Origin of the sequence: Thiorhodococcus drewsii AZ1 (assembly GCF_000224065.1) — a bacterium.
GTDB classification, from domain to species: Bacteria; Pseudomonadota; Gammaproteobacteria; order Chromatiales; family Chromatiaceae; genus Imhoffiella; species Imhoffiella drewsii.
This window is the reverse complement of record NZ_AFWT01000011.1, coordinates 86,632-109,928: the sequence shown is the minus strand read 5'-3', so window position 1 is coordinate 109,928 and position 23,297 is coordinate 86,632. Positions and strand designations below refer to the sequence as shown.

The 23,297-nt window shown below is 61.7% G+C and carries 19 protein-coding genes and 1 tRNA gene; 8 read left to right on the top strand and 12 right to left on the bottom strand.

Annotated elements, in window-relative coordinates; all coding sequences use genetic code 11:
* The first annotated feature begins 13 nt into the window (after nucleotides 1-13).
* Entirely contained in the window at nucleotides 14-826 is an 813-nt protein-coding gene (locus THIDRDRAFT_RS09510; RefSeq protein ID WP_007040622.1) for a metallophosphoesterase family protein, read from the top strand.
* Nucleotides 827-889: 63 nt separating this feature from the next.
* On the opposite strand, the gene THIDRDRAFT_RS09505 is transcribed toward THIDRDRAFT_RS09510, so the two are convergent.
* The 3 genes from THIDRDRAFT_RS09505 to THIDRDRAFT_RS09495 form a co-directional block, all read right to left on the bottom strand.
* Nucleotides 890-1,732, bottom strand: coding sequence for a class I SAM-dependent methyltransferase (locus THIDRDRAFT_RS09505; RefSeq protein WP_007040621.1), 843 nt, complete (start codon nucleotides 1,730-1,732; stop codon nucleotides 890-892).
* Nucleotides 1,729-2,547: a glycine/sarcosine N-methyltransferase gene (locus THIDRDRAFT_RS09500; RefSeq protein WP_007040620.1), complete on the bottom strand. Its 819-nt coding sequence runs from the start codon at nucleotides 2,545-2,547 to the stop codon at nucleotides 1,729-1,731. The genes THIDRDRAFT_RS09505 and THIDRDRAFT_RS09500 overlap by 4 nt, the downstream gene beginning before the upstream one ends.
* 385 nt (nucleotides 2,548-2,932) lie before the next feature.
* Nucleotides 2,933-5,299 (bottom strand): esterase-like activity of phytase family protein, encoded by a 2,367-nt coding sequence (locus THIDRDRAFT_RS09495; protein ID WP_007040619.1) that lies wholly within the window; start codon nucleotides 5,297-5,299, stop codon nucleotides 2,933-2,935.
* Nucleotides 5,300-5,651: 352 nt separating this feature from the next.
* Between THIDRDRAFT_RS09495 and THIDRDRAFT_RS09490 the strand changes: the two genes are divergently transcribed.
* Genes THIDRDRAFT_RS09490 through THIDRDRAFT_RS09480 form a run of 3 tightly spaced genes read left to right on the top strand, consistent with a single transcriptional unit; the run spans nucleotide 5,652 to nucleotide 8,510 of the window.
* The gene (locus THIDRDRAFT_RS09490) at nucleotides 5,652-6,662 is read left to right on the top strand and encodes a TRAP transporter substrate-binding protein (RefSeq protein WP_007040618.1); all 1,011 of its coding nucleotides are present in this window, start codon (nucleotides 5,652-5,654) and stop codon (nucleotides 6,660-6,662) included.
* Entirely contained in the window at nucleotides 6,659-7,180 is a 522-nt protein-coding gene (locus THIDRDRAFT_RS09485) for a TRAP transporter small permease (protein WP_007040617.1), read from the top strand. Before THIDRDRAFT_RS09490 ends, THIDRDRAFT_RS09485 begins: the two co-directional genes overlap by 4 nt.
* 40 nt (nucleotides 7,181-7,220) lie before the next feature.
* Complete coding sequence (locus THIDRDRAFT_RS09480; protein WP_007040616.1) at nucleotides 7,221-8,510, top strand: TRAP transporter large permease; 1,290 nt, start codon at nucleotides 7,221-7,223, stop codon at nucleotides 8,508-8,510.
* A 35-nt stretch (nucleotides 8,511-8,545) separates the two neighbouring features.
* On the opposite strand, the gene THIDRDRAFT_RS09475 is transcribed toward THIDRDRAFT_RS09480, so the two are convergent.
* Together THIDRDRAFT_RS09475 and THIDRDRAFT_RS09470 are read right to left on the bottom strand one after the other, a co-directional pair.
* Entirely contained in the window at nucleotides 8,546-9,499 is a 954-nt protein-coding gene (locus tag THIDRDRAFT_RS09475) for an acetylxylan esterase (RefSeq protein ID WP_007040615.1), read from the bottom strand.
* 34 nt (nucleotides 9,500-9,533) lie between these two features.
* Complete coding sequence (locus THIDRDRAFT_RS09470; protein WP_245535812.1) at nucleotides 9,534-10,286, bottom strand: phosphodiester glycosidase family protein; 753 nt, start codon at nucleotides 10,284-10,286, stop codon at nucleotides 9,534-9,536.
* Nucleotides 10,287-10,757: 471 nt separating this feature from the next.
* Here THIDRDRAFT_RS09470 and THIDRDRAFT_RS09465 point away from each other — a divergent pair, with 471 nt between their 5' ends.
* On the top strand, nucleotides 10,758-12,590 hold the full coding sequence (locus THIDRDRAFT_RS09465; protein WP_216725622.1) for a sensor domain-containing diguanylate cyclase: 1,833 nt from the start codon (nucleotides 10,758-10,760) through the stop codon (nucleotides 12,588-12,590).
* 305 nt (nucleotides 12,591-12,895) lie between these two features.
* Entirely contained in the window at nucleotides 12,896-14,857 is a 1,962-nt protein-coding gene (locus tag THIDRDRAFT_RS23730; protein ID WP_007040612.1) for a methyl-accepting chemotaxis protein, read from the top strand.
* Nucleotides 14,858-14,994: 137 nt separating this feature from the next.
* Here the strand turns inward: THIDRDRAFT_RS23730 and THIDRDRAFT_RS09455 are convergent, their stop codons facing one another.
* Complete coding sequence (locus THIDRDRAFT_RS09455) at nucleotides 14,995-15,411, bottom strand: hypothetical protein (RefSeq protein ID WP_216725621.1); 417 nt, start codon at nucleotides 15,409-15,411, stop codon at nucleotides 14,995-14,997.
* A gap of 174 nt (nucleotides 15,412-15,585) precedes the next feature.
* On the opposite strand from THIDRDRAFT_RS09455, the gene THIDRDRAFT_RS09445 reads away from it, so the two are divergent.
* Nucleotides 15,586-16,338, top strand: a complete 753-nt coding sequence (locus THIDRDRAFT_RS09445) for a DedA family protein (RefSeq protein ID WP_083827456.1) — start codon at nucleotides 15,586-15,588, stop codon at nucleotides 16,336-16,338.
* 126 nt (nucleotides 16,339-16,464) lie between these two features.
* On the opposite strand, the gene THIDRDRAFT_RS09440 is transcribed toward THIDRDRAFT_RS09445, so the two are convergent.
* Nucleotides 16,465-16,541 (bottom strand) — tRNA-Met (locus tag THIDRDRAFT_RS09440).
* Nucleotides 16,542-16,780: 239 nt separating this feature from the next.
* Between THIDRDRAFT_RS09440 and THIDRDRAFT_RS09435 the strand changes: the two genes are divergently transcribed.
* A complete protein-coding gene (locus tag THIDRDRAFT_RS09435; protein ID WP_007040609.1) occupies nucleotides 16,781-17,167 on the top strand; it encodes a DUF3775 domain-containing protein in 387 nt (128 codons plus the stop codon).
* Nucleotides 17,168-17,247: 80 nt separating this feature from the next.
* On the opposite strand, the gene dapB is transcribed toward THIDRDRAFT_RS09435, so the two are convergent.
* The 5 genes from dapB to hrcA all read right to left on the bottom strand — a co-directional run bounded on the left by dapB (nucleotide 17,248) and on the right by hrcA (nucleotide 23,260).
* A complete protein-coding gene (gene dapB, locus THIDRDRAFT_RS09430) occupies nucleotides 17,248-18,063 on the bottom strand; it encodes a 4-hydroxy-tetrahydrodipicolinate reductase (protein ID WP_007040608.1) in 816 nt (271 codons plus the stop codon).
* Between the two features lie 111 nt (nucleotides 18,064-18,174).
* A complete protein-coding gene (gene dnaJ / locus THIDRDRAFT_RS09425; RefSeq protein WP_007040607.1) occupies nucleotides 18,175-19,317 on the bottom strand; it encodes a molecular chaperone DnaJ in 1,143 nt (380 codons plus the stop codon).
* A 123-nt stretch (nucleotides 19,318-19,440) separates the two neighbouring features.
* On the bottom strand, nucleotides 19,441-21,378 hold the full coding sequence (gene dnaK, locus THIDRDRAFT_RS09420) for a molecular chaperone DnaK (protein ID WP_007040606.1): 1,938 nt from the start codon (nucleotides 21,376-21,378) through the stop codon (nucleotides 19,441-19,443).
* A gap of 89 nt (nucleotides 21,379-21,467) precedes the next feature.
* Nucleotides 21,468-22,124 carry a nucleotide exchange factor GrpE gene (gene grpE / locus THIDRDRAFT_RS09415; RefSeq protein WP_007040605.1) on the bottom strand — a complete coding sequence of 219 codons (657 nt, stop codon included), beginning with the start codon at nucleotides 22,122-22,124 and terminating at the stop codon, nucleotides 21,468-21,470.
* An 83-nt stretch (nucleotides 22,125-22,207) separates the two neighbouring features.
* Nucleotides 22,208-23,260 (bottom strand): heat-inducible transcriptional repressor HrcA, encoded by a 1,053-nt coding sequence (gene hrcA / locus THIDRDRAFT_RS09410; protein ID WP_040844423.1) that lies wholly within the window; start codon nucleotides 23,258-23,260, stop codon nucleotides 22,208-22,210.
* Nucleotides 23,261-23,297 lie beyond the last annotated feature (37 nt).

The window sequence follows — 23,297 nt, the reverse complement described above, 5'->3', positions numbered from 1 at the left end:
CGCTCTTTTCAGCATGATGCGTATCGCTCACATCTCAGATCTGCATTTCGGGACCCATCTGCCGCGCCTGGCCGAGGCATTGAGTACCGAGATCCGGCGAATGGAACCCACACTGGTCGCACTAAGCGGCGATCTCACTCAGCACGCCCGACCGCGCGAATTCGCCGCCGCAGCCGAATTCATCCGCATGCTCCCCGAGCCTTTGCTGGTGGTGCCGGGCAATCACGACCTGCCCGGCTGGCGTCCATGGCGCCGCTTCATCCATCCCTGGCGGATGTGGCGCAGACACATCTCGGAGGAATTGGAATCCAGCATTGCAGGACAGGAATTCATTGCGATCGGGGTCAAGACCGCGCGGCGCTGGGGGCTACACCTGGACTGGTCGCGAGGTCGGATCAATCTGGATCAATTAGGGCGCGTCGTGCGGCTCGCCAGTGCCGCCGAACCCGATGCAATGCGTATCCTGGTCGCACACCATCCCTTCCTACTGTCCGACGCCATGCGTCGACGCGGACTCGTCGGTCGTGCGCAGGAGGTATTGGGCGGACTGCGTTCGGCCAGGATCGACCTCATTCTCGGCGGACACCTGCACCAGAGCGATGCAGGAACGACCCATGGGATCGTCGTCGCACAAGCCGGCACCGCCATCTCAAGGCGTCGTAAGGGCGAACCGAACGCCTTCAATCGGATCGAGGCGTCGACGCGGCAGATCCGCATCGACGCCATGCGTTGGGATGGCACGCGTTTCAACGTGGCCAAGCGCTGGGAATTCGAGCGCACCGCGATGGGATGGACGTCCGACCGAAGCGACAGCAATTTGCCTTGACGGCATCCCCGGATTGAACCGCGCTTCGTCCGGGCGGCGAGCCAAGCCCGCCGCGCCTCGGGATCAGGAGCTCGGCTTACTGAAGTGCAGAATGCCCCAGCTCAGATAGCCCTTCTCTCCGGCCTCGACCCAATGGCCCAATCCGGCCAGCATGCGGTCGATATAGGCTTCGGAAACCAGGCCGTCGAGGTCGGACCGAACCCGTTCGAGTTCTTGCTGGACTCGGGCATAGTGGACGATCAGATTCGGCGTCAGCTCGATAACCTCAACCTCCTGCAGACCATGACGAGCCGCAGCCGCGCGATAGAAGCCGATTGAACCGAGCGAGTCGAGATGGATGCGGTCGTAGACCGGTTGCAGAACGCCATCCGGGCAGTCGTCTGCCTGCATGGGATCGGTGAAGATCAGCGTGCCCCCGGGACGCAGAACACGAGCCGCCTCACGGATGACCTGATCGCGCTCTCCGCTGTGCAGGATCGCGTCCTGCGACCACACCAGATCAAAGGAGGCGTCCGGCGCCGGGACGGATTCGAAGCTGCCTTCGACGACCTCGATCAGGTGACCGACACCCTGTTCCTGGCTCATCTCGCGATTGCGCGCGTTCTCGCGCTCGCTGAGGTTCAGCGCGGTCACGCTGCAGCCGAAGGTCTTCGCCAGATACCGCGCCGCACCACCGTAACCGCTGCCGAGATCCAGCGCACGGGTCTCCGGGCCCAACCCTTGCACGCTCGTAGACATGCGCTCGACAGTGCGGCGGCTGGATTCGGCGATCGGGCTATCGGTGCTCTCATAGAGACCGATGTGAATGTCTTCCCCTCCCCAGACATGGAAGTAGAAGTTGTCCGCATCCTCGCTGTTGTAATAGGTCCGTGCCGTCTCGACCACGTTGGAATAGGTTGCGCTCATTCCTCGTCACCCCCTTCGATGTAACGCTTCTCAGCAACGTGGATGAAATAGTCGGGCTCGGATTCGCGGTAGGTTTCCTTGAAGTCGCCATAGGTGGTGACGCGCTGGAAGCCGACCTCGTGTAACAGACGCTGCATATACTGCTTGCGCAGCGGGAACATGTTGAGGTGGAAGACCTCATCGCCCGGGAATTCATAGCGGAAGCGCGCCAGCGAGTCATCCATGTGCTCTGGGGTGGCACGGACGTTATCACCGCAATAATAGAAGTTATGGCGTGGCTCGATCTGGTGGTCGAGGATGGCGTCGTAATTGCGCTGATCGAGGATAAGCACGCCGTCGTGCCTCAGCGTCGCATAGAACTCGGCCAACGCCTTGCGCCGATCTTTCTCATCGTGCAGGTGGGTGAAGGAGTTGCCGAGACAGATGACCGCGTCGTAATAGTCGTGAACGTCGCGATTGAGCCAGCGCCAATCGGCATGCACGGTCCGCAGGATATGGTTGCGCTTGCGCGCGTTCTCGAACGCCTTACCGAGCATGACCGGGCTGCCGTCGGCACTGGTCACCTCGAAACCGGCCTTGAGCAGCTGGACCGAGTGGAAACCGGTCCCCGTCGCAACGTCCAGCACCTTCCTGGCGCCCTGCTCCTGGAGGAGACGGATGAAGAAGTCGCCCTCGCTCTCGGCCCGGCGGTCCCAATCGATCAGCTGATCCCATCTATCGACGAACGAATGAACGTACTCGGCCTGATAGTGATTCGTGTCGCGAACCTTGAGTGGGTTCGACCCGAATTCTTGTTTGACTGCTGTATTGATCATGCGATCTCGACTCCCGTCAATGGAATGGAAATGCAATCAGCGAAAGACGCATGCCGAGCAGGCACACGCCATCCCTGTTTGTGCGAAGTCAAGGCACGCGAATGCTCGAGACTCCAGAAGATACGAACGATCGATCGACGCGGATGCTGCGTCGTGTCGTGCGGGCGAAGACCCGCGCTGAACACAGAGACTGTGATTGAGTTGGCGGTCAGAAGCCGCCGTCTTGATGTGGCACACGAGGGTGCCGATCCAATCGGCCACATTGCGTAGCCGAGGGATATGCTACAGCACTGACGAAATATATCCACCGGGTATTCAGTCCAACCCGCCCGGTCGTGCCATCGGAGGCCCCGACGCGGGGCGGGACCTCCGATCAGGGTCTGCTTCAGTCGAAGAGACGCGGATAACGACCCAGGTCGAGGAACCAGGTCTCACCCGACCAGCCATCGACACCGTCGTTGTCGGTCACCAGATAGACGCGCCCTCGACGGGTGACGGCAACGCCTTCCGGCTTGTCGGTCATCCAGCCGTTGGTGGCCTTGAGGCTGGGGATGAGATCGAAGGTCGATTTTTCCGACGCGGAAATCAGACCATCGGTCATGGCGGCCGCGCTCACTTCGACCAGGTTCTTGGTCACGGCGAAATCGCCGGAGCGGTTGTCGCGCTCGATCAGGACATAGGCGCCGTTCGGCATGGCACTGATCTCGGACAAACCGACCCAGCTCGCATGCTCCGGAACCGCCGCCAATTCCCAGCCGATGTGGCCCCAGTCGCCGCTGACCGGATCATAGGTCCAGATCCGCGTCCGTAGCGGCTGGCCGTTGGCATCGAGCCCACCGGCATCGTCATCCAGATCCTCACAGGCCGAGGTGGTGTAGTTCCAGCCGCGCTGCTGGGCGACCAGCAGACGGTACCCGGAGGCATCGCCCTGAACCGCGAGCCCCTCGAAGCCCGAACCAAGCGTCGCGGTCTCCTCGGAGGCCGCGCGACAGGCGAGAATTTCGCTCGGCAGACCGATCTCCTGCAGGACCGTGCCGGTGCTGGAGTCGACCTGCAGCAAGCGGTTGGGGCGCGAGTCGTCCTTGTTGCCCTCGCTGGCGATCCAAAAGCTACCGTCCGGCGCAATGGCGATACCCTCAGGGTCATAGTTGCCGGTGCCGCCGCTCATGGTCATGGCGTCCGTAATGACGGCGGGGGACTGTGAGACGTCGATGGTGAGGATGCGGCTCTCGGAGAAGAAGGAGTCCCAAACGGCGAACAGTCGGTTCGAATCGTTGGGGTCGGCAACCATCCCGGAAAGCGCCGCCCAGGTGATCGGTGCGCCGGTGCCGTCGTCTGCTGAGAGGATCTGCGGATAGTCCGGTCTGCCGCGCTTGAGCTGATAGATCATCATGCTCGAGCGCACGCCGTACGAAGGATCGTCCTTCTCGCCCGAGGCGATGAGCAGATTGCGCGACGGGATCGCCAGCAGGCCCTCTGGACCGAGCGGTGCCGGCAGAAGCTGGAAGAACTCCGGCTGTCCCTGGTTCATCCTGTAGACGGCGACAAAGCTGCCGCGCTCCGATCCCACGAAGAGATAGTCCTGGCGGCCGAAGCGGCCGAACTCGACCGCCTCCGGCTCGCTCCCCTTGTTCTCGGAGCGGTCCTCTGGATAGTGACCGAATTGGGCCGCGATGGCGTCGAGCGAGGCCCCGCTGTCGAAGACCAGCGGGTCGCCTCCGAGCTTCGGATCGAAGAGCGAAAAGCCACGACTGCCGCCGAAGAGATCGCCCTCGTTGGCGGTCGCGATCAAATGGCTGTCGCCGCGCGGATCCAGGGGCACCCAGGACACGGCATCCGGTTCGCGCGCAACGCCGTCGAGCGTCTCGGTGAGCGAGATGATGCCGTCCTCCGTGGCGTCGACCCCGGTGAGATCCACCGCGCCAGCGTCGAAGTCCTTGAGGATCTCGCCGCTCGGCAGATCCACGACCACCAGATGATTGTTCTCCTGAAGCGAGACGATCACCTGATTCTGTGCGTTGACGTCGACGAATTCGGGCTCGGGATCGCTGCTGCCGTAGCTGGCGAGACCGGTCAGTTCCACGCGACGCAGATTCCAGCCGCTCGGATCCGTGCCATGGATATCGACGATCGCCAGATAGCCGGGCGGATCCTGCGGCAGACCGCCCTCAACGCCGTCGACCGTCGCCTCCTCGTTACGCTCGTTCTCGATAGCGATGGCGGCATAGTCGCCATCGCTGCTGATCTTGATGGAATCCGGCTGACCGTCGAGCTCGATCCAGCCGACAAGGGTCTGTCGCGGAATGTTCACCACCAGCAGTCGGCCGCTGGTATTCAGGAAATCATCGCTCGTGTTGACCGCGACCAGTGCCAGCAGGTTGCCGATCACATCGACCGAGGTCGGCTCGCCGCCCACCGCAACACGGCCGAGTGGCATCGGCTTGGTGGGATCACTGATATCGACGAACCCAATCGACTCGCCCGGGCTGTCGGTATAGACGAGCGTCTCGCCATCCTTGGTGGCGGCGACGATTTCGGAGACGGTCTCCTCGTCGAGATCCTCCGCATCGAGGTTCAGATAGTTGCCGAACGTCGCGATGCGCTGAAAGCGCGCGCCAACCTCACCGGATCTCAGGTCGGAAATCGTGGCTGATACCCCATTCCAGCCGGTATCGGCCTGGGCCTGAGTCGCCATGGCCACCCCCATCGCAAGCAAGGAGGGCAGGAAGATTCCCCGTGTCGATGTCTGCATCGTCGTTTCTCGTATTGTGGAAATGGGTCCGAAACCGCGCCATGCGCGCGCCTGGACGTCGAATTCGAGAAGGATGCTAAGCAGGTCCGATTGAGGATCTATGACATGCGAGTGACGATCGCATGACCTTTTCGAGGAAGTTGTCCCCATTGGGGCCAGGCGCGAACGCGCACCGAAAGGGCGCTGGCAGCGCTCCGGAGTGTCGTTGCGCTTCACCCAGGCGATGATGAGGTTCGTGGACTGATTCGAAATTCCGCTTTCTCGGCGACTTTCTCCATGTTACGTTTTCCGCATAAAGTGTCCGGAAATGCCGCGCTCGGCTCGGACACACCGATAATCTAAGGGGATCTCTATGCTCCGTGCCCTGTTGACCGGCGTAACCGCCGGACTGATCGCGCTCGCTGGATCGGCCTCCGCCGAGACGCTTCGATTTTCGAACTGGCTGCCGACGAGCCATCCGGTCGTGAAGGATGTGATGCTGCCCTGGAAGGCGGCTGTAGAGAAGGCGACCGAAGGACGCGTCTCGATCCAGATCCTAGACGCGCCGCTCGGACCACCGCCGGCCCATTACGATCTCGCGGCCAACGGAATTGCCGACATCACCTTCGGCGCCCAGGCCTACACGCCGGGCCGTTTCAAGACCTCCATGCTCGCTGAGCTTCCCTTCCTGGGTGACAGCTCCGAGGCCATTTCGATCGCCTATTGGCAGGTATTCAAGGAGCGGCTCGAAGCGGCTGGAGAATATGCAGGCGTCAAGGTCCTGGGCGTCTTCACCCACGGTCCCGGCGAGGTCTTCACCAAGGGACGCGATCTCTCCTCGCTCGACGGTATCGCCGGAGCCAAGCTGCGCATCGGCGGCGGCATGGCGAACGACGTCGCCACCGCGCTCGGCGCGGTCCCGGTCCAAAGCCCCTCGTCCAAGGCCTATGAGCTCATCTCGGGCGGGGTCGCGGACGGCATCCTGTTCCCCTTCGAATCCGTCACCTTTTTTCGTCTGGACGGCCTGGTCGACCAGGGCTTCGTGGTCCCCGGCGGTCTCTACAACACCTCGTTCTTCTTCGTGATGAACAGGCGCACATGGGATCGTCTGTCCGAGGCCGACAAGGCCGCCATCGACAGCGTCTCGGGCGAGGCACTGGCCCGTCTCGCCGGCGAGGCCTGGGACGCAGCCGACGCAGCCGGACGCGACGCGCTGGAAGGCAAGGTCCAGCTCCATGTCGCCACCGAGGAACAGCTCGGCACACTGCACCAGATGCTGGATCCGGTCATCGAGTCGAAACTCGATGAAATCGCGGCGACGGGTGTCGACGCCAAGGCGGCCATGGACGATATGAAGGCCCGTATCGCCGCCGAGACCCGATGAGACTGCCGTTCATGCCAAGCCGCTCGCTCGCTGATATCGGCTCGGCACTGCTCGGGGGCGCCTGCGCCCTGACCATGCTGGCGATGATTCTGCTGACGGTGGTGGATGTCATCGGCCGCTATCTGTTCGCCGCGCCCTTGCCGGGGGCCGGCGAACTCACCGAGCTGATGCTCGTCGGCGTGGTCTTCCTCGGCCTTCCGCTGGTCTCGCTGTCCGATGGTCACGTCACGGTGGATCTCCTCACCGAGCGCCTGCCGGCCTGGACGCGCACCCCCTTGCTCACCCTGGCGCGGCTCGTCAATGCCCTGGTGCTGGGCGTGATCGGCTGGCGGCTCCTGGTCATGGGCGGGATGCTCGCCAGCTACGGCCAGACGAGCATCTATTTGCGCCTACCGATCGCCCCCTTCGCCTATGGGGCGGCGGTACTCTGCTGGCTGGCCTCGGTCCTGCTGATCGGTATGGTGATCTTCCGCACCCAGGGTCATCGCCAGACCGACGGTGCCCCATGCATCGACTGAACTCAAGCAGCCTACCCCACTGACCCGCCCCGAGACCCTGATGGATTGGCCCTACGGTATTCTTCTGCTCGTCATTCTGATGCTGGCCGGCGTTCCGCTGGCCGCCTCCATGCTCCTCGTCGGCACGCTCGGCACCGCGACACTGATCGGTGTCGACCCGGCGCTGTCGCTGCTTGGACAGACCGTCTTCGACAACAGTCGCACCTATTCGCTCTCGGTGCTGCCGCTGTTCCTGGTGATGGGGAATTTCGTGGTGCAGTCCGGAATCGCCCACGAACTCTACGACGCCGCCTACGCCTGGCTGCGTCATCGGCGCGGCGGGCTCGCCATGGCCACCGTCGTCGCCTGCGGCGGCTTCTCCTCTGTGTGCGGCTCCTCGCTGGCGACTGCGGCGACCATGTCGCGGATCGCACTGCCCTCGATGCGGCGCTTCGGCTACCCGGACGGTCTGGCGACGGCCTCCGTTGCTGCCGGCGGCACGCTCGGCATCCTGATTCCACCGTCGGTCATCCTGGTTTTCTACGGCATCATGACCCAGCAGGACATCGGCAAACTGTTCCTGGCCGGCATTCTGCCCGGACTGCTCGGCGTCGTCGGCTACATGGTGGCGGTTCGGTTCAGCGTGTCGGTCGGCAAGGGCCGCGAGATCCCCGTCGAACCCAAACTTCCACTGCGAGCACGTCTGGCCGCATTGCGCGGTGTCGCCGGTGCGATGGTCCTATTCGCCTTCGTGATGGGCGGCATCTATTTCGGGGTCTTCACCGCCACCGAGGCGGCCGGCATGGGCGCGGCCGGTGCCATGTTGCTGACGGCGCTCAGAGGGCAACTCCAGATACGGCGCACCATCGAGACCCTGGCCGAGACGGCCAAGCTGACGGCCATCATGTTCTTCATCCTGTTCGGCGCCCTCACCTTCTCCAACTACGTCAACCTCTCCGGCATGGCCTCCGACATCCGGGAGGCGCTCGGGCCGCTCGCAGACAGCTCGCTCCTGCTGATTCTGGCCATCCTGGGCGTCTATCTCCTGCTCGGCAGCGTGCTTGAAAGCCTGTCGATGGTGCTGCTGACCGTGCCGATCCTCTATCCCGTGGTAGCCGCGTCCGGCTTCGATCTCATCTGGTTCGGCATCTTCGTGGTCGTCGCCACCGAGATCAGCTACATCACACCGCCGGTCGGCATGAACGCCTTCGTCCTGCGGTCGGTCACCAAAACCGTGCCCCTGTCGAGCATCTTTCACGGACTCCTACCCTTCGTCACCATGGACTTCATCCGCATCGGCGCCCTGATCGCCTTCCCAGGACTCGCACTCCTGCTGCCAATGAGCCGTTGAGACTTGAAAGAGACGCATCGCGCGCGCAAACACCCTCACAAGGGTGCGAAAAAGCTCCACAGCTGACTGACCAGTTCCCGCGCCTCGCCCACCCGATCCGGATAGTCGAAATGCCCGGCCTGCAGCACCATCAGTCGCTTGTCGCCCGGAATGGCGTTGTAGACCGCGAACTGACCGGGCGGAGGAACCACGGGGTCAAAGCGCGCGGCGGCGATGTGCATCGGCTGGCGGATGTAACGCGCGGCGATTGCGGCGTCCATGTAACGCAAGGCGTTGGGTACGCGACCGCGATCGTTCACGAAGTCTCGCACCGACTCGGCGCTGCCGGCGCTCGGCAACTTCAACCGTAATGGCTGATGGCCGAAGGTCGGCACATTGAGGTGTCCGCGCCCAATACGTGCGTCCCAGGCCATCGCCATGGCCCCCAATCCGCCCCCGAGGCTGATGCCCGCATAGCCGACGTGTCCTTGGACCTCGGGAAAGAGATCCAGCAGTACGCTGACGCCGGTCCAGATGTCTTCGACGCAACCACCGATGATGTAGCGATTGGGGCTCTGAATATCATGCAGGACGTGCCAATTCGGATCCTCAGAAATGGGTGGCCGTCGGCTGAGCGAGAGGCCTCGAAAACAGGGAACCAGATAGACGCAATCCTGGCGCGGCAGGGAGATGGGAGGCCGATCGATACCGCCGTAGCCGTGTCCCAAAAGGATGCCGCGCCGGATGTCTGCATGCATCGGAATCAGCAGCCAGCCACCGATCTGAAAGCCGTCGGTCGATCGGTACTGGAGATCGATGACGCGGAAATGCGGATCCACCAGTGTGGATGTCGATAGACGCGGATTCGTCTCGACCCTGAGCGCGCGCTCCAGCCTGGCACGCCAAAAGGCGGTGAAATCGTCCGGTTCCTGGGGAGGCGCGATTGCGAGAAGCCGCTCAAGGTCGAAGCCGTAGCTTGGGTCGAACGCATAGCCATGTGAAAAAGGCATCGTGCGGTCTCCGATTGGAAGTGGTCGGCAAATGTCAGCGTGGCACGATTCCGAGCAGCGTGCGCACGGCCTTACGCGGGCGGAGAATCACTGAGGACCGATCGGCGGCACCGGCGAAAAAGAAGCCGGTCGACGAGCCCCCGTCGAGATTGAGCGCGCGGTCGACCCGCCAGGGCGCCAGCAACCCAGAAGTCGCGAGCAGTTCACCCAACTCGGCCAAGGTAATGCGAGCATGCATCGCGCCGAGCAGCCAACGACCGCGCCAGTCGGTGGCGACGAAGGTTCTTGAGGCGGTCGCAGCGTCCGAGAGCCCTCGAACCGCCCTGCCCGCCTCGACCAGGTAGGGCCCGCTTTGCAGCAAGGCATCGATGCCCGGGCGATCCTCGAATCGGCCCCGGCGTATCAGATAGATCCCACGCGCATCGCCATAGATCAGGCCGCTGAGCAGCCTTGAGGTCTCGAAGCGGTTAATCCTCTGCCCCGACGCGATCACCAGACCGAGCGGTCTGCCATCGCGATGAAAAAAGCCGCCGTTGACGCCGGCAACGCATCCGGCGGATCTGAGCGCATCGGCCAAATCGATATGGCCGGTCAGCGCCCTGTCTCCGAGGTCGACGACCTTGAGACGAAAGGCGCTGGAGGTGAAAAAAACGAGGTGCGCCTCAATTTTCTCCCCATCCGAGGCCCGGATCAGGTGATGGCTGACCTCGCTGAGATCCGAGACCGAGATCGCTTCGTCGAACGCCTCGACGGACCGCCAATCCCCCGCCATCGATGGAGCGGACACGCACAGAAGGATGATCGGCAAACACCACAAGGAACGCGCAGAGAACACCATTGGAACCGACGGAATTGGCTGCTGGCCTTTCAAGCATGAGGTCAGGCGAGCGCGCGGTCAATCGAACGGGTACGCGAATATAGATCGGATCAAGACCCCGCTATTCAGGCTCGCCCTCGTTTACCATCGATCCACGCCGAGATCGTTGGACGATTCCATCTCCTGCAATCACCTGACCCCCAAGCTCCATCCAACCCCCATGCCCCACAAGACGGCCTCCCGATGTTAGACGCGCTGCAGATCCTGACCCGACTTCAGACCCCAGTATGGATCATCGATCCCGCAACGGACGCCCTACTGTGGGCAAACCCGAGCGCGCGTGAATACTGGGATGGTCCAACGCACGGGCAACTCGAGCGCCGAGTCGACGAACACCAGGATGCGTCGCGTTCCGACATCTGCGCAGCTCAAGCCGACCGAATGTCAACGGTTTCCGAGATCTGGCACATCCGTTCGCCCGAAGCCGAGACCGTCATGACCTGCCACTGCTTCGAGACTCGGCTCGCCGACGGGCGCATCGGCTGGCTTGCAGAGGGACATCCGGCGCCAGCGCTCCACCATCAACAGTCGACTCGCATCCAGACCCACCCGCATCCAAATGCCGAAACGGCACGCGCATCCGGCCCGGATCAAAACGGCGAGCGCACGCTCTACGAAAGCCTGTTCCGCGCCAATACGGCCCCCATGCTGCTGATCGATCCGGAGCGGGAAGGCGCCATCGTCGACGCCAACCCAACCGCAGTCGCCTTCTACGGATATCCCTACGATAAACTCTGTTCGCTGCATGTCTGGGAAATCAACTCACTGGGCAGATCCGCCCTGCCCATCACCCAACGCATCGCCTCCTGGAAAGGCGGCCACAAACCCTTGCACTTTAAGCATCGTCTCGCGGACGGAAGTCTGCGCGATGTACAAACCTACGCAGGTCCCGTAGAGGTGGGTGACCGGCGTCTACTCCTCTCGATCATCCACGACATCACCGCACAAAAAGAGACGGAGCATTTCAATCGACTCCTGCTCGACAGCATCCATGACGGCGTCTTCGGCATCGACCTGGACGGCCGCTTCACCTTCGTCAACCCAGCGGCATTGCGCCTACTCGGATATCGCCATGAGAGCGAACTGCTGAACGCGCATCTGCGGACCATATTCCCCGACGCAAGCGAATCGAAGACCTACGCGATTCAAGGCGTGGGAACGAACCGACAGGCACTTAAAAACCACGAGGAATGGCTGATCCGTGGCGACGGCGTACAGATACCCACCCTCCTTTACGCCGCACCCATCGTGCGAGCGCGGACATGTGTCGGCGTCGTCGTCAGTTTCTCGGATTTAACCGAACAGAAGGCGCGCGAGGCGCAGGTCATCGATCTGGCCAATTCATTTCCCGGCGTCGTCTTCCAGATGCAGGTCGACGCCAACGGCCAGATCGACATGCTGTTCGTCAGCGCCGGACTGGGAAAACTGCTCGGTCTACCGGAAGAGCCGGATCTGCCCGATCCCATTCCCTTGCTCGCCACGACCCATCCAGACGACCAGGGGCTGCTCAGCAGAAGCATTCAGCGCGCCGTTCGCAGCCACGACCCTTGGCAATGCGAGTGGCGCGTCAAGACACCCAAAGGCGTCAAATGGCTGCTCGGACGCTCTCGACCACGCCAGCATACCAACGCCTTCACGCTCTTCAACGGCGTACTGATCGACATCACCGACCGCAAGATCCTGGAGGCCGAACTCCAGCACGCCGCCCATCACGATCCACTCACCGACATCTGGAATCGTCGTTACTGCGAACAGATGCTGAAGATGGCGCACGATCTGGCCAAGCGTCATGGGACACCCTATTCGCTGATCATGCTCGACATCGATCGATTCAAATCGATCAACGACACCTTCGGGCACGATGTGGGCGATCTTGCCCTCACACGCCTGACCCAAACACTCTCGGAGCGGCTGCGCAAAACCGACAAACTGGCCCGCTGGGGGGGAGAGGAGTTCATGATCCTGCTCCCCAACACCAGACTGCGTGCCGCCGCTACCGTTGCCGAAACCTTGCGCGCCTGCGTTGCGTCGCTGCGGATTCCTCCGCTGGAGCAGTTCACCGTGAGCCTCGGGGTTGCCGAAGCCGAACTGGAGGAACCGATCCAATCCCTGCTCAAGCGTGTCGACGATGCCCTGCTCGACGCCAAGGAACAAGGCCGCAACCGAGTCCAGATCGCAGAGCACGACTCGCAAGCAGGGCCGAACTCACGATGAAGTAACGCAGCAAGCACGAATGTTTTCCAGCATGCACGCCATTCACGTTTTCTTCGCATGCACTCGATTTGGCCACCGCCTATCCCCCGCGCCCCAATCCCGACCTTATTAGTGCGAAATTCTGCGATACCCACCTCATTTCGATTCCAGCGGCGGCGCTATTCTTCGCACCGGTCGAATGCAGATGTGCGAGAACGGCATAGAGTCCGATTCAACGCACAGCCCCCCCTAACCCCAGTCAACGCTGTCATCGCCTGATGCCGATTCAGCTGGGACCATTCCTACATTGATGAAGGAACGAGGACATGCAGTCATTGCTCAACAAGCTATCCGTTGGCTTCAAAATCTGGCTCGTACCCGGATTACTGATTTTCCTCCTGGTCTCTGAAGGAATCGTGGCCTTCCAGGCCAATCGAACGGTGGATCGAGCGGTCGGGACGATTACCCAGAACCTGATCCCGAACGCCGATGTCGCCGCCAAAATCCGTTCCGATCTGCTGCAACAGCGCCTTGCGGTGAAGTCCTACCTGAAATCGCGCGACCCGCGAGACGCCGAAACGTTCAGAGAGGAACGTGCAACGAGCCAGACGGAATTGGAGCGGGCGCGCCAGGCGATCCAGGAACCGCGCCGGGTAAAGCTGATGGAGGAAATCGCCGCATTGAATGCCCGATACATCGACACGTTCGACTCGACGATCGTGACCAATATGGAGCAGCGCAATGCGCTCGTCGAGGAGAAGCTCGACGTCATCGGTCCCCAGATCGCGGATGCGCTGACCGAGATGATGGAAACCGCGCATCGCAATGGGGACATCGAGACGAGCTACCGCGTGGGTGTCGCCCAACGGCATCTACTGCAACTGCGCCTCTTTGTCGTCAAATATCTGCTGGAAAACGATGCCGACTCGATGCGGGGAGTGAAAGGGGAACTCGTACCGCTGAACGACGCCTTGAGCGCCATTGGCGACCAACCCGAGCGGCGTGCGCTGACCCTGAAGGTGGCAGGGCTTCTATCCAGCTATGAGGAGGCATTCAATACAGTGGTCAGGGTCATTGAGGCCCGAAACGCGGGGATTCAAACGCTGGACGAGATCGGACCCCAGATCGCGGAGAAGGCCGAGGCATTGCGTACTAGCGTCGCCGAGTCCCTGAACCAGCAATCCGAGCGCATCGAGAACCAGTTCAATGAGACCGAGCTGCGCCTGATCGTGCTGACCAGCGTCGCCGTCATATTCGGCGTGCTGCTCTCCTGGATGGTCATTCGGGCCATCACCCGTCCACTGCGCCAAATGAACCTGATGCTCGCCGATATCGCCGATGGTGATGGTGACCTCACGACCCGTCTTCCCGCTGACGGGCGGGACGAACTGAGCGCACTCGCCCACAGCTTCAATCGCTTCGTCGATAAGCTCCAAGGGATCGTCCGCGCGGTCCAAGGCTCAGTCGCACAGTTGGCATCGTCGGCGGAAGAGCTGAATATGGTGAGCGAAGAAAATCGCACGACGATTCAACAACAGGTCGCCGAAACCGAGCAGGTCGCCGCAGCAGTCGAAGAGATGTCGATGACCCTGCAAGAGGTGTCGCGCAATGTTCACGACACGGCGAAGGCGACCGATCAGGCACGTACCGAGGCGAGCCAAGGTCGCGAGGCCGAGGCTCAAGCATTGATCGCGATCCGTACCCTGGACAGCGACATCCAGGAAAGCGCAAGCGTGATCGAGGAGGTCGGGCGCGCCAGCGAGACCGTGGACATCGTGGTAGAGGTGATCAAAAGCATCGCCGATCAAACCAACCTGCTCGCCCTCAACGCCGCGATCGAGGCCGCACGGGCCGGAGAGCAGGGACGCGGATTCGCGGTGGTAGCGGACGAAGTGCGCACGCTCGCCGGGCGCACCCGAAACTCCACCGAGGAGATCCGCCAGACCATCGAGCAGTTGCGCAGCAGTACGCGCCTGGCCGTGGAGCGCATCAACCATAGCCGCGAGCAGACCGAGAACGTGGTCAACCAGGCCCAGCATGTCGACCAGGCGCTGGACGGCATCGTGTCCAGGGTGCGCACCATGGACGACATGACCACCCAGATCGCCACCGCAACCGAGGAACAGACCGCCGTGGCCGGAGACATCGCGCGCAACGTCGGCAACCTCAAGGAGCAGACGGCGCGTGTCGCCAGCGCGACCGAGCAGGTCAGCACCTCGACCGAGGAATTAGCACGCCTGGCCAGCGCCCTACGCAACGAGATCGGTCAGTTCAAGGTCGGACTCTAGCGTCAGCGGGAACACCGCTGACGACACCCGTTGTCAGCGGCAGAGACCGCCCTTCAGAAAGGCCGCGTAGCCTGGGACGCTCCGTCGACATCAACCTCGTCGACGGATCAAAGAACGCGGAAAATCCAGCTCCGATGTCACACGTCCGACTGCCACTTTTCGCAGCCGTAGTAGTCGATCTGACGCCGATTCTCGGGAAAGGGGCCGCAGGTGAAGTATTTCCAGAAAAAGGAGCCGTAGACCATGCAACCCTTGACGTCTGGATCGATAAGCGTGCAGTCGATCCGCTCGCAGCAGGTCGTGCAGCCGTCACAGTGTTCGCCATGCAAACGCAGCCACTCGGGCCTGACGCGCAGACGGGTTCGATCCGGCGACATCCTGGGCGCCTTGAGCCAAGGCACATGAAAAACCTGGGAATACTCGGACTGACGCAACAGTGCCAGCGTGTGATGCATGCTGCGCAGGGTCAGCTTGTGGAATTTGTGCCAGTGCCGCCAGAAACGCGGATCGTCGAAGAAGAGGAGACTCGTAAAGGGAGCGAGCAGGTAGGACAACAGGCCTAGCGTGAGCAGATTGAGCACGTAGAGAGAGATGAAACCAAGGCGCGGGAACAGATGCGAGATGGATGATTCCTCATGTCTCTCGGATAGCTGCCCTGGGCTTCCAGAGGAGAACGAGGAGACATCGTTTCGATTCGACATTATCAATGGCCATGATCTTCATCGAAGATGGGAAATCGACGCGCGACACCCGACGTCTTCGAATCGTCCAAAAAGAGTGTTAAAACACCAGCATACTCAAGAGCCGCCAAAAACGGCATTTTTCCGATCCCGAGCGGTGATAGTGTATCCAACTCACTCGACAAACGTCGCAATATGCTCGGGCCCACGTCGACAGCCGTCACTTCCCGCCGCATCAATGATCGAATCCCTTGCAATGGAAACCCTTCGATGCTGATCTATCTCGGCATATCCTTCGGCGCCATGTTCGAAGGTGAACTGACCCTCATCGCAGCGGCCTTTGCGGCCCAACGCGGCCTCATGACGCTTCACTGGGTCTTTCTTGCCGCACTCGCCGGAACGCTCTTAGCGGATTGGTTCTATTTCATCATGGCGCGTTTTTTCGGCGCCGAACGGATCGAAAAGAGTCCCGTACTCTCCAGTCGTCTTCATGCCCCAAAGGTCTGGCTGAAGAAGCATTCCATGCTCCTCTTGCTCACCTATCGCTATCTCTACGGGATGAGAACGCTCTTTCTGATGATGGCGGGATTGAGCGAGATTCCTCTGCGCCGATTCCTGATTTTCAGCGCTATCGCGACCTCAGTTTGGGCCACGATTTTCAGCCTGATCGGCTTCTATCTCGGCGAATATATTCCGCACTCGCTCCCGAAAGACGCAAGCCTCTTTCTCTATGTCATAGCGGGCCTTGCCATCCTCGCCGCTCTGGTCGCACGCAAACGATCGCGACGCAGCGCACAATGACAACGTCCGATTCTCCCGCACAACAGACCTCGGCATAATCCAAGGTGCAGCAAGGACGAGCACCCCACTCAAGGTCGGACACAACGAAAAAAGGCTTAGAGTCATAAACTCTAAGCCTTTTTAATTTGGTAGCGGGGGCAGGATTTGAACCTACGACCTTCGGGTTATGAGCCCGACGAGCTGCCTGACTGCTCCACCCCGCATCAGAAGAAACAAGTATAGAGATCTTATCGCCAGAGCGCAACCCATCGAACGCATAAATGTTGGTGGCATCGGGCGCGCCTCGGGAACCGAGGATCATGCCAATACTGATCTGCGTTCGACCCGACAACCGGGTGGATCGCAGTACAATGGACTCCAATCAGACCGAGCGTCACCCTACGGACAGCCATCCTGGCGAAGCGATGGGTCGACCTGAAACAGGTGGAAGAGGACACCAAGTATGCTGCACCTCAAATTAGAGACCTTGTGCCACATCGTCGCGAAGGCACGGGAGTTCCAAGCCAAGGAGGAGGTGGTGATCCCCGACAGCCCGTCGAGCCCCACGGAGGACTGGGCTTTACAGGTCCTCGCCGATCACAGCGAGGACTACAGCGTCCAGGAGATGATGCAGACAATTGGAACAATGAGCGAGCGCCAACGCGCCGAACTGGTCGCGCTCATGTGGCTCGGACGCGGAGACTACGCCATCGAGGACTGGGAGTCGGCGGTCGATGACGCGATCGGAGACTATTCGCTGAACGCAGCCGCCTATCTGCTATCGCACCCCATGATCGCCGACCACCTGACGGAAGGGCTCATCGCCCACGGGTATTCCTGCGAGGATTGACATGTCGGGTGAAGCCCGGCGCCGCATGTATCAATAGGTTGGGTGACGAAACGAGGCTTCGCCACCCATAACCGGAACCCTCAAAGGGATCGCAGCCCCAAGACGTCCTGCATGTCGAACAGACCACGCTCGCGCTCGGCGATCCAACCCGCCGCACGCGCGGCACCGCCCGCAAAGGTCATGCGGCTCGACGCCTTGTGGGCGATCTCGATCCGCTCGCCCTCGGCGGCGAACCAGACACTGTGCTCGCCAACGACATCGCCCGCGCGGATGGTCTCGAATCCGATGGTCCGACGCTCGCGCGCCCCCGTCTGCCCTTCCCGACCGTAGACCGCAACCTCTCTGAGATCGCGCCCGAGCGCGTCGGCGATGACCTCGCCCATCCGCAGTGCCGTTCCGGAAGGCGCATCGACCTTATGACGATGATGGGCCTCGATGATCTCGATATCGACGTCGTCACCCATAACCCGCGCCGCAATATCCAGCAGCTTGAGACAGAGGTTGACGCCGACGCTCATGTTGGGCGCGAACACGATGGCGATCTCCTCGCCAGCGGCAGTCACCTGAACCCGCTGTGCCTCATCGAGCCCGGTGGTACCGATCACCATTCGCTTTGCGGAACGACGACAGAGCGCCAGATGCACCATGGTCGCGGTCGGAACGGTGAAGTCGATCAGAACGTCGAAATCGTCGATCACCTCGGACAGATCGGCGACCAGTGGAACGCCCAAACGGCCGACACCGGCCAATTCGCCCGCATCGGTGCCGAGCAGCGAACTCTCGGGTTGTTCGGTCGCGGCACCCAATCGCAATCCTTGGGCCTCGGTGACCGCCTGGATGAGGTTGCGCCCCATACGCCCGCCCGCGCCGGCGACGGCGATTCTGATCTCACTCATATTCATTCGACTCCTAATCGGGACGCTCGCGCATGCCGGATCGGGGCCGGCGAGGTCAAACCGCCATGCATTCGGCGGCATCCAACCTGTGCTGTTACCGGGTCCGGTCGGTCAAAGACCCATTTTTTCGAAGAAACTCTTGACGCCGTCGAGCCAGGAATGGGACTGCGGATTGTGCCGCGAGCCACCCTCGCGCACGCTGACCTCGAACTCCTCGAGCAATTCCTTTTGACGGTCGGTCAGGTTGACCGGCGTCTCCAGCGTCACTCGGCAGATGAGATCGCCCACCACGCCGCCACGTACCGGCTTCACGCCCTTATTGCGCACTCGGAACATCTTGCCAGTCTGGGTACCCGCCGGGATCTTCAGCATCACCTTGCCGTCGAGCGTCGGGACCTCCAACTCGCCTCCCAGCGCCGCCGTAACGAAGCCGATCGGTACCTGGCAATAGAGATTGCTGTCCTCGCGGGTGAAGATGGGGTGCTCCATAACCTGGACCTGCACATACAGATCCCCTGGCGGACCGCCTTGCTCGCCACGCTCGCCTTCCCCGGCTAGGCGAATGCGGTCCCCGGTATCGACGCCCGGCGGAACCTTCACCGACAGCGTCTTCTCCTCCTGAGTCCGACCGCGACCACGGCAGTGCGAGCAGGGCTCGTCGATCACGACGCCCGCGCCGCGGCAATCCGGACAGGTCTGCTGAATGGAGAAGAAGCCTTGCTGCATCCGCACCTGCCCCATGCCCCCACAGGTTGGACATTGCTTGGGCTGGGTGCCCGGCTTGGCCCCGCTGCCGCCACAGAACTGGCAATCCACCAGAGTGGGAATACGGATCTTGACATCCTTGCCGGCAACCGCCTCTTCCAGGGTCAGCGACAGGTCGTAGCGCAGGTCCACCCCGCGCTGGCTGCGTCTGCCACCGGCGGTACGTCCACCGAAGATGTCGCCGAAGACATCGCCGAAGATATCGGAGAAGGAGCCCGCGCCAGCGAAGTCCCCTGGACCGCCACCGAAGCCTCCCGCACCCGAATCGACACCAGCATGGCCGAACTGATCGTAGGCCGAGCGCTTCTTCGCATCGCTCAGGACATCGTAAGCCTGCTTGGCTTCCTTGAACTTGGTTTCCGCATCCGCATCCCCCGTGTTTCGATCGGGGTGATATTTCATCGCCAGACGGCGAAAGGCCTTTTTGACGTCGGCCTCGCTCGCATTGCGTTGGATGCCCAAGACTTCGTAGTAATCGCGTTTTGACATTGATTTGCTTCCAGCTACCGGCAACTGATCAGTTTAACAGCCCTATCAAGCAGAAAGCGTACGGGTGTTGGCACCTGTACGCTTTCGCTCCTAGGACCCAGGGTCAGCTGCTAGTTCGTCACCTCACTTCTTGTCGTCCTTGACTTCTTCGAACTCGGCATCGACCACATCGTCTTGACCATCCGCGCTCTTCCCGGTCGAGGCGTTCTCGCCAGCCTCGGCGCCAGGCGCCGAAGCATCCCCGGCGTTGGCATAGAGGCGCTCGGCCATCTTGCCAGAAAGATCGCCCAGAACCTTGTTCGCTGCCTCGATGCGGTCCTTGTCCTCGCCCGCGACGGCCTCTTCGAGCTCCTTGATCGCGGATTCGATGGATTCCTTCTCGCCGGATTCCATCTTGTCGCCGAGCTGCTCCATCGACTTGCGGGCCGCATGGATCATCCCCTCGGCCTGATTGCGCGCGGCGACCAGTTCCTGGAACTGACGATCCTCCTCGGCGTGCGCCTCGGCGTCCTTCACCATGCGATCGACTTCCTGATCCGACAGACCGGAAGAGGCCTTGATGACGATGGACTGTTCCTTACCGGTCGCCTTGTCCTTGGCCGAAACGTTGAGGATGCCGTTGGCGTCGATGTCGAACTTGACCTCGACCTGGGGCACGCCACGCGGCGCCGGCGGAATGTCGGTCAGGTCGAAGCGACCCAGCGACTTGTTGCTGGCCGCGCGCTCGCGCTCACCCTGGAGCACGTGAACGGTCACTGCGGTCTGGTTGTCGTCGGCGGTCGAGAAGACCTGCTGGGCCGAGGTCGGGATGGTGGTGTTCTTCTCGATCAGCTTGGTCATGACGCCGCCGAGGGTCTCGATACCCAGCGACAGCGGGGTGACGTCCAACAGCAGCACGTCCTTGACCTCGCCGCCCAACACGCCGCCCTGGATGGCTGCGCCGATAGCAACCGCCTCGTCCGGGTTGACGTCCTTGCGCGGGGTCTTGCCGAAGAACTCGGCGACCTTCTCCTGCACCTTGGGCATGCGGGTCTGACCGCCGACCAGGATGACCTCGTTGATCTCGCCCGCGTTAACGCCCGCGTCCTTGAGCGCGGTACGGCAGGGGGCCATGGTGCGCTCGATCAGATCCTCGACCAGCGACTCCAGCTTGGAACGGGTCAGCTTGACGTTAAGGTGCTTCGGACCCGTCTGATCGGCCGTGATATAGGGCAGATTGATATCGGTCTGCTGGCTGGTGGAGAGCTCGATCTTGGCCTTCTCGGCGGCCTCCTTCAAACGCTGCAGCGCCAACGGATCGTTGTGCAGATCGAAGCCCTGCTCCTTTTTGAAGGTCTCGACCAGATGATCGATGATACGCAGGTCGAAGTCCTCGCCGCCGAGGAAGGTGTCGCCGTTGGTGGAGAGCACCTCGAACTGGTGTTCGCCCTCGATCTCGGCAATCTCGATGATGGAGACGTCGAAGGTGCCGCCGCCCAGGTCGTAGACGACGATCTTCTGATCGCCGCGCTGCTTGTCCATGCCGTAGGCGAGCGCGGCCGCAGTCGGCTCGTTGATGATGCGCTTGACCTCAAGACCGGCGATACGTCCGGCATCCTTGGTCGCCTGACGCTGCGAATCGTTGAAGTAGGCGGGAACGGTAATGACCGCTTCGCTGACCCCATGACCGAGATAGTCCTCGGCGGTCTTCTTCATCTTCTGCAGGACCTTGGCCGAGATCTCCGGCGGAGCCATCTTCTTGCCATTCACCTCGACCCAGGCGTCGCCGTTATCCGCCTTGACGATCTTGTACGGAACCATGTCCTTGTCCTTGCCGACCACGCCATCCTCGAAGCGGCGGCCGATGAGACGCTTGATCGCAAAGAGCGTGTTGGCCGGGTTGGTGACGGCCTGACGCTTGGCGGACTGACCGACCAGAACCTCGCTGTCGCCGGTGAAGGCGATGATCGAAGGCGTGGTGCGATCGCCTTCCGAGTTCTCGATGACCTTGACGTTGTCGCCTTCCATCACGGCGACGCACGAGTTCGTGGTACCGAGATCGATGCCGATGATTTTTCCCATTTTTTCTTCTCCAAAAATGTTTCAGGGGCGCTGAGGCGCCGAATAATTCAGTCGAATTGGGGAGGATCAGACCCCGTTCAAGCCTGGGTTCAGGATGCCTGCTGCGACACCATGACCAGCGCCGGACGCACCAGTCTGCCGTTGAGCGTGTAACCCTTTTGAATGACCCCGACCACGGTGTTGGGCGGCACGTCTTCGCGCGGCTGCATCGTCATGGCCTGATGCAGTTCGGGGTTGAACGGCTGATCCTGAGGATCGATCAGGGACACGCCGAATTTATCCATGACATCGCCCAGAAGCTTCAGGGTCAGCTCGGTCCCCTCGCGCAGCTTGGTAATGTCGACCGTCTCGTCCATGGCGGCCTGGTGTCCCAGCTCCAGGCTGTCGCGCACCGGCAGCAGTTCGCGCACGAAATTGTCCAGCGCATACTTGTGCGCCTTGTCCAGCTCGGCACTGTGCCGACGACGCAGATTCTCCATGTCGGCGCGCGCGCGCAGCACCTGCTCGCGATGGTCGTCGGCTTCGGCCTTCGCCACCTCAAGCGCGGCGACCAACTCCTCGGCCGAGATCTGCTCGGACTCGCCCTCGGCCTGAGCCTCCGACTCGCCCGACGCGCCCTGCTGCGCCGGTGGCTCGGCCGCCGTCGTCTCCATGTAGGCATCCACGGCCGCGCGCAGAGACGCATCCTCCACCTGTGGCGTACTGCCCTCCTCCGTGGACTCCGGGCGATGTGGATCCGCGTTCATCATGACCTCCGATTCTCTGTACAGCCTGATCCCAGCACCAACTGTCGGCGCCAGGGACGGCGGGGATAAATGTGACTTTATGATTACTGTCGCAGCGCGGCGGACAGCAGCCGCGCCGTGATATCGACGATTGGAATGACGCGCTGGTAGTCCATGCGCGTCGGCCCGATCACACCGAGCACGCCAATCACCTTGCCCTCGACGCGATAATTGGTCGTGACCAGGCTGCAATCGTCGAGAAGTCCGTATCCGGACTCTTCGCCGATGAAGATCTGTACGCCGTCGGCGGCGATGCAACGATCCAGGATATGCAGGATCTCGCGCTTCTTGTTGAAGGCGTCAAATAGCTGTTTGAGCCGATCCATGCTCGCCAGTTCACCGAATTCCATCAGATTGGTCTGCCCGGCGATGAAGCAATCGTCACGCGACTCGGCAGACTCGACCACACCCTGCGCGAGCGCCAGGGCACGCACCATGATCTGATCCATGTTGGCATGCGTGTGCTTGAGGTCGTCCAGAAGACGCTTGCGCACCTCGCGGATATCCTGACCGGTGAACAGCTGGGTCAGAAAATTCGACGCCTGCTCCAACTCGGACGCGGTGAAGCTCCGGTCGGTGTTGACGATCCGGTTGTGGACTTCGCCCTCGCTGGTCACCAAAATGGCGAGCACCCGATTCTCGGACAGCGGCAGCAACTCGATCTGGCGAAAGGCGGTACGCTCGTGGCGCGGCAGCATCACCACGCCAGCGAGATGCGTGATCCCGGACAGCAGATTCGATGCGGTCTCGACCAGGGTCTTCGAATCCATCCCGAATTCGAAACGGCCTTGCAGCGAAGCGATATCATCCGGCGAGGGTGGCCGCACCGTGAGCAGCGAATCGACGAACATCCGGTATCCGGCCGCCGTCGGGACCCGTCCAGCCGAGGTGTGGGGCGATACAACCAGCCCCAGATCCTCCAGATCGGACATAACATTGCGCACGGTGGCGGGACTGAGCTCCAGCCCGGTATCCTTCGCCAAGGTTCGCGAGCCGACAGGCTGCCCGTCCCTGATATAGCGCTCGACCAGCGCCTTCAGGAAATGCTGCGCACGATCGCTTACCTGGGAGTCACCGCTTCGCGTGTCGTTAGCCAAGTCTTGCCACCGATACCCGTTGATTATTGTGCCGTAA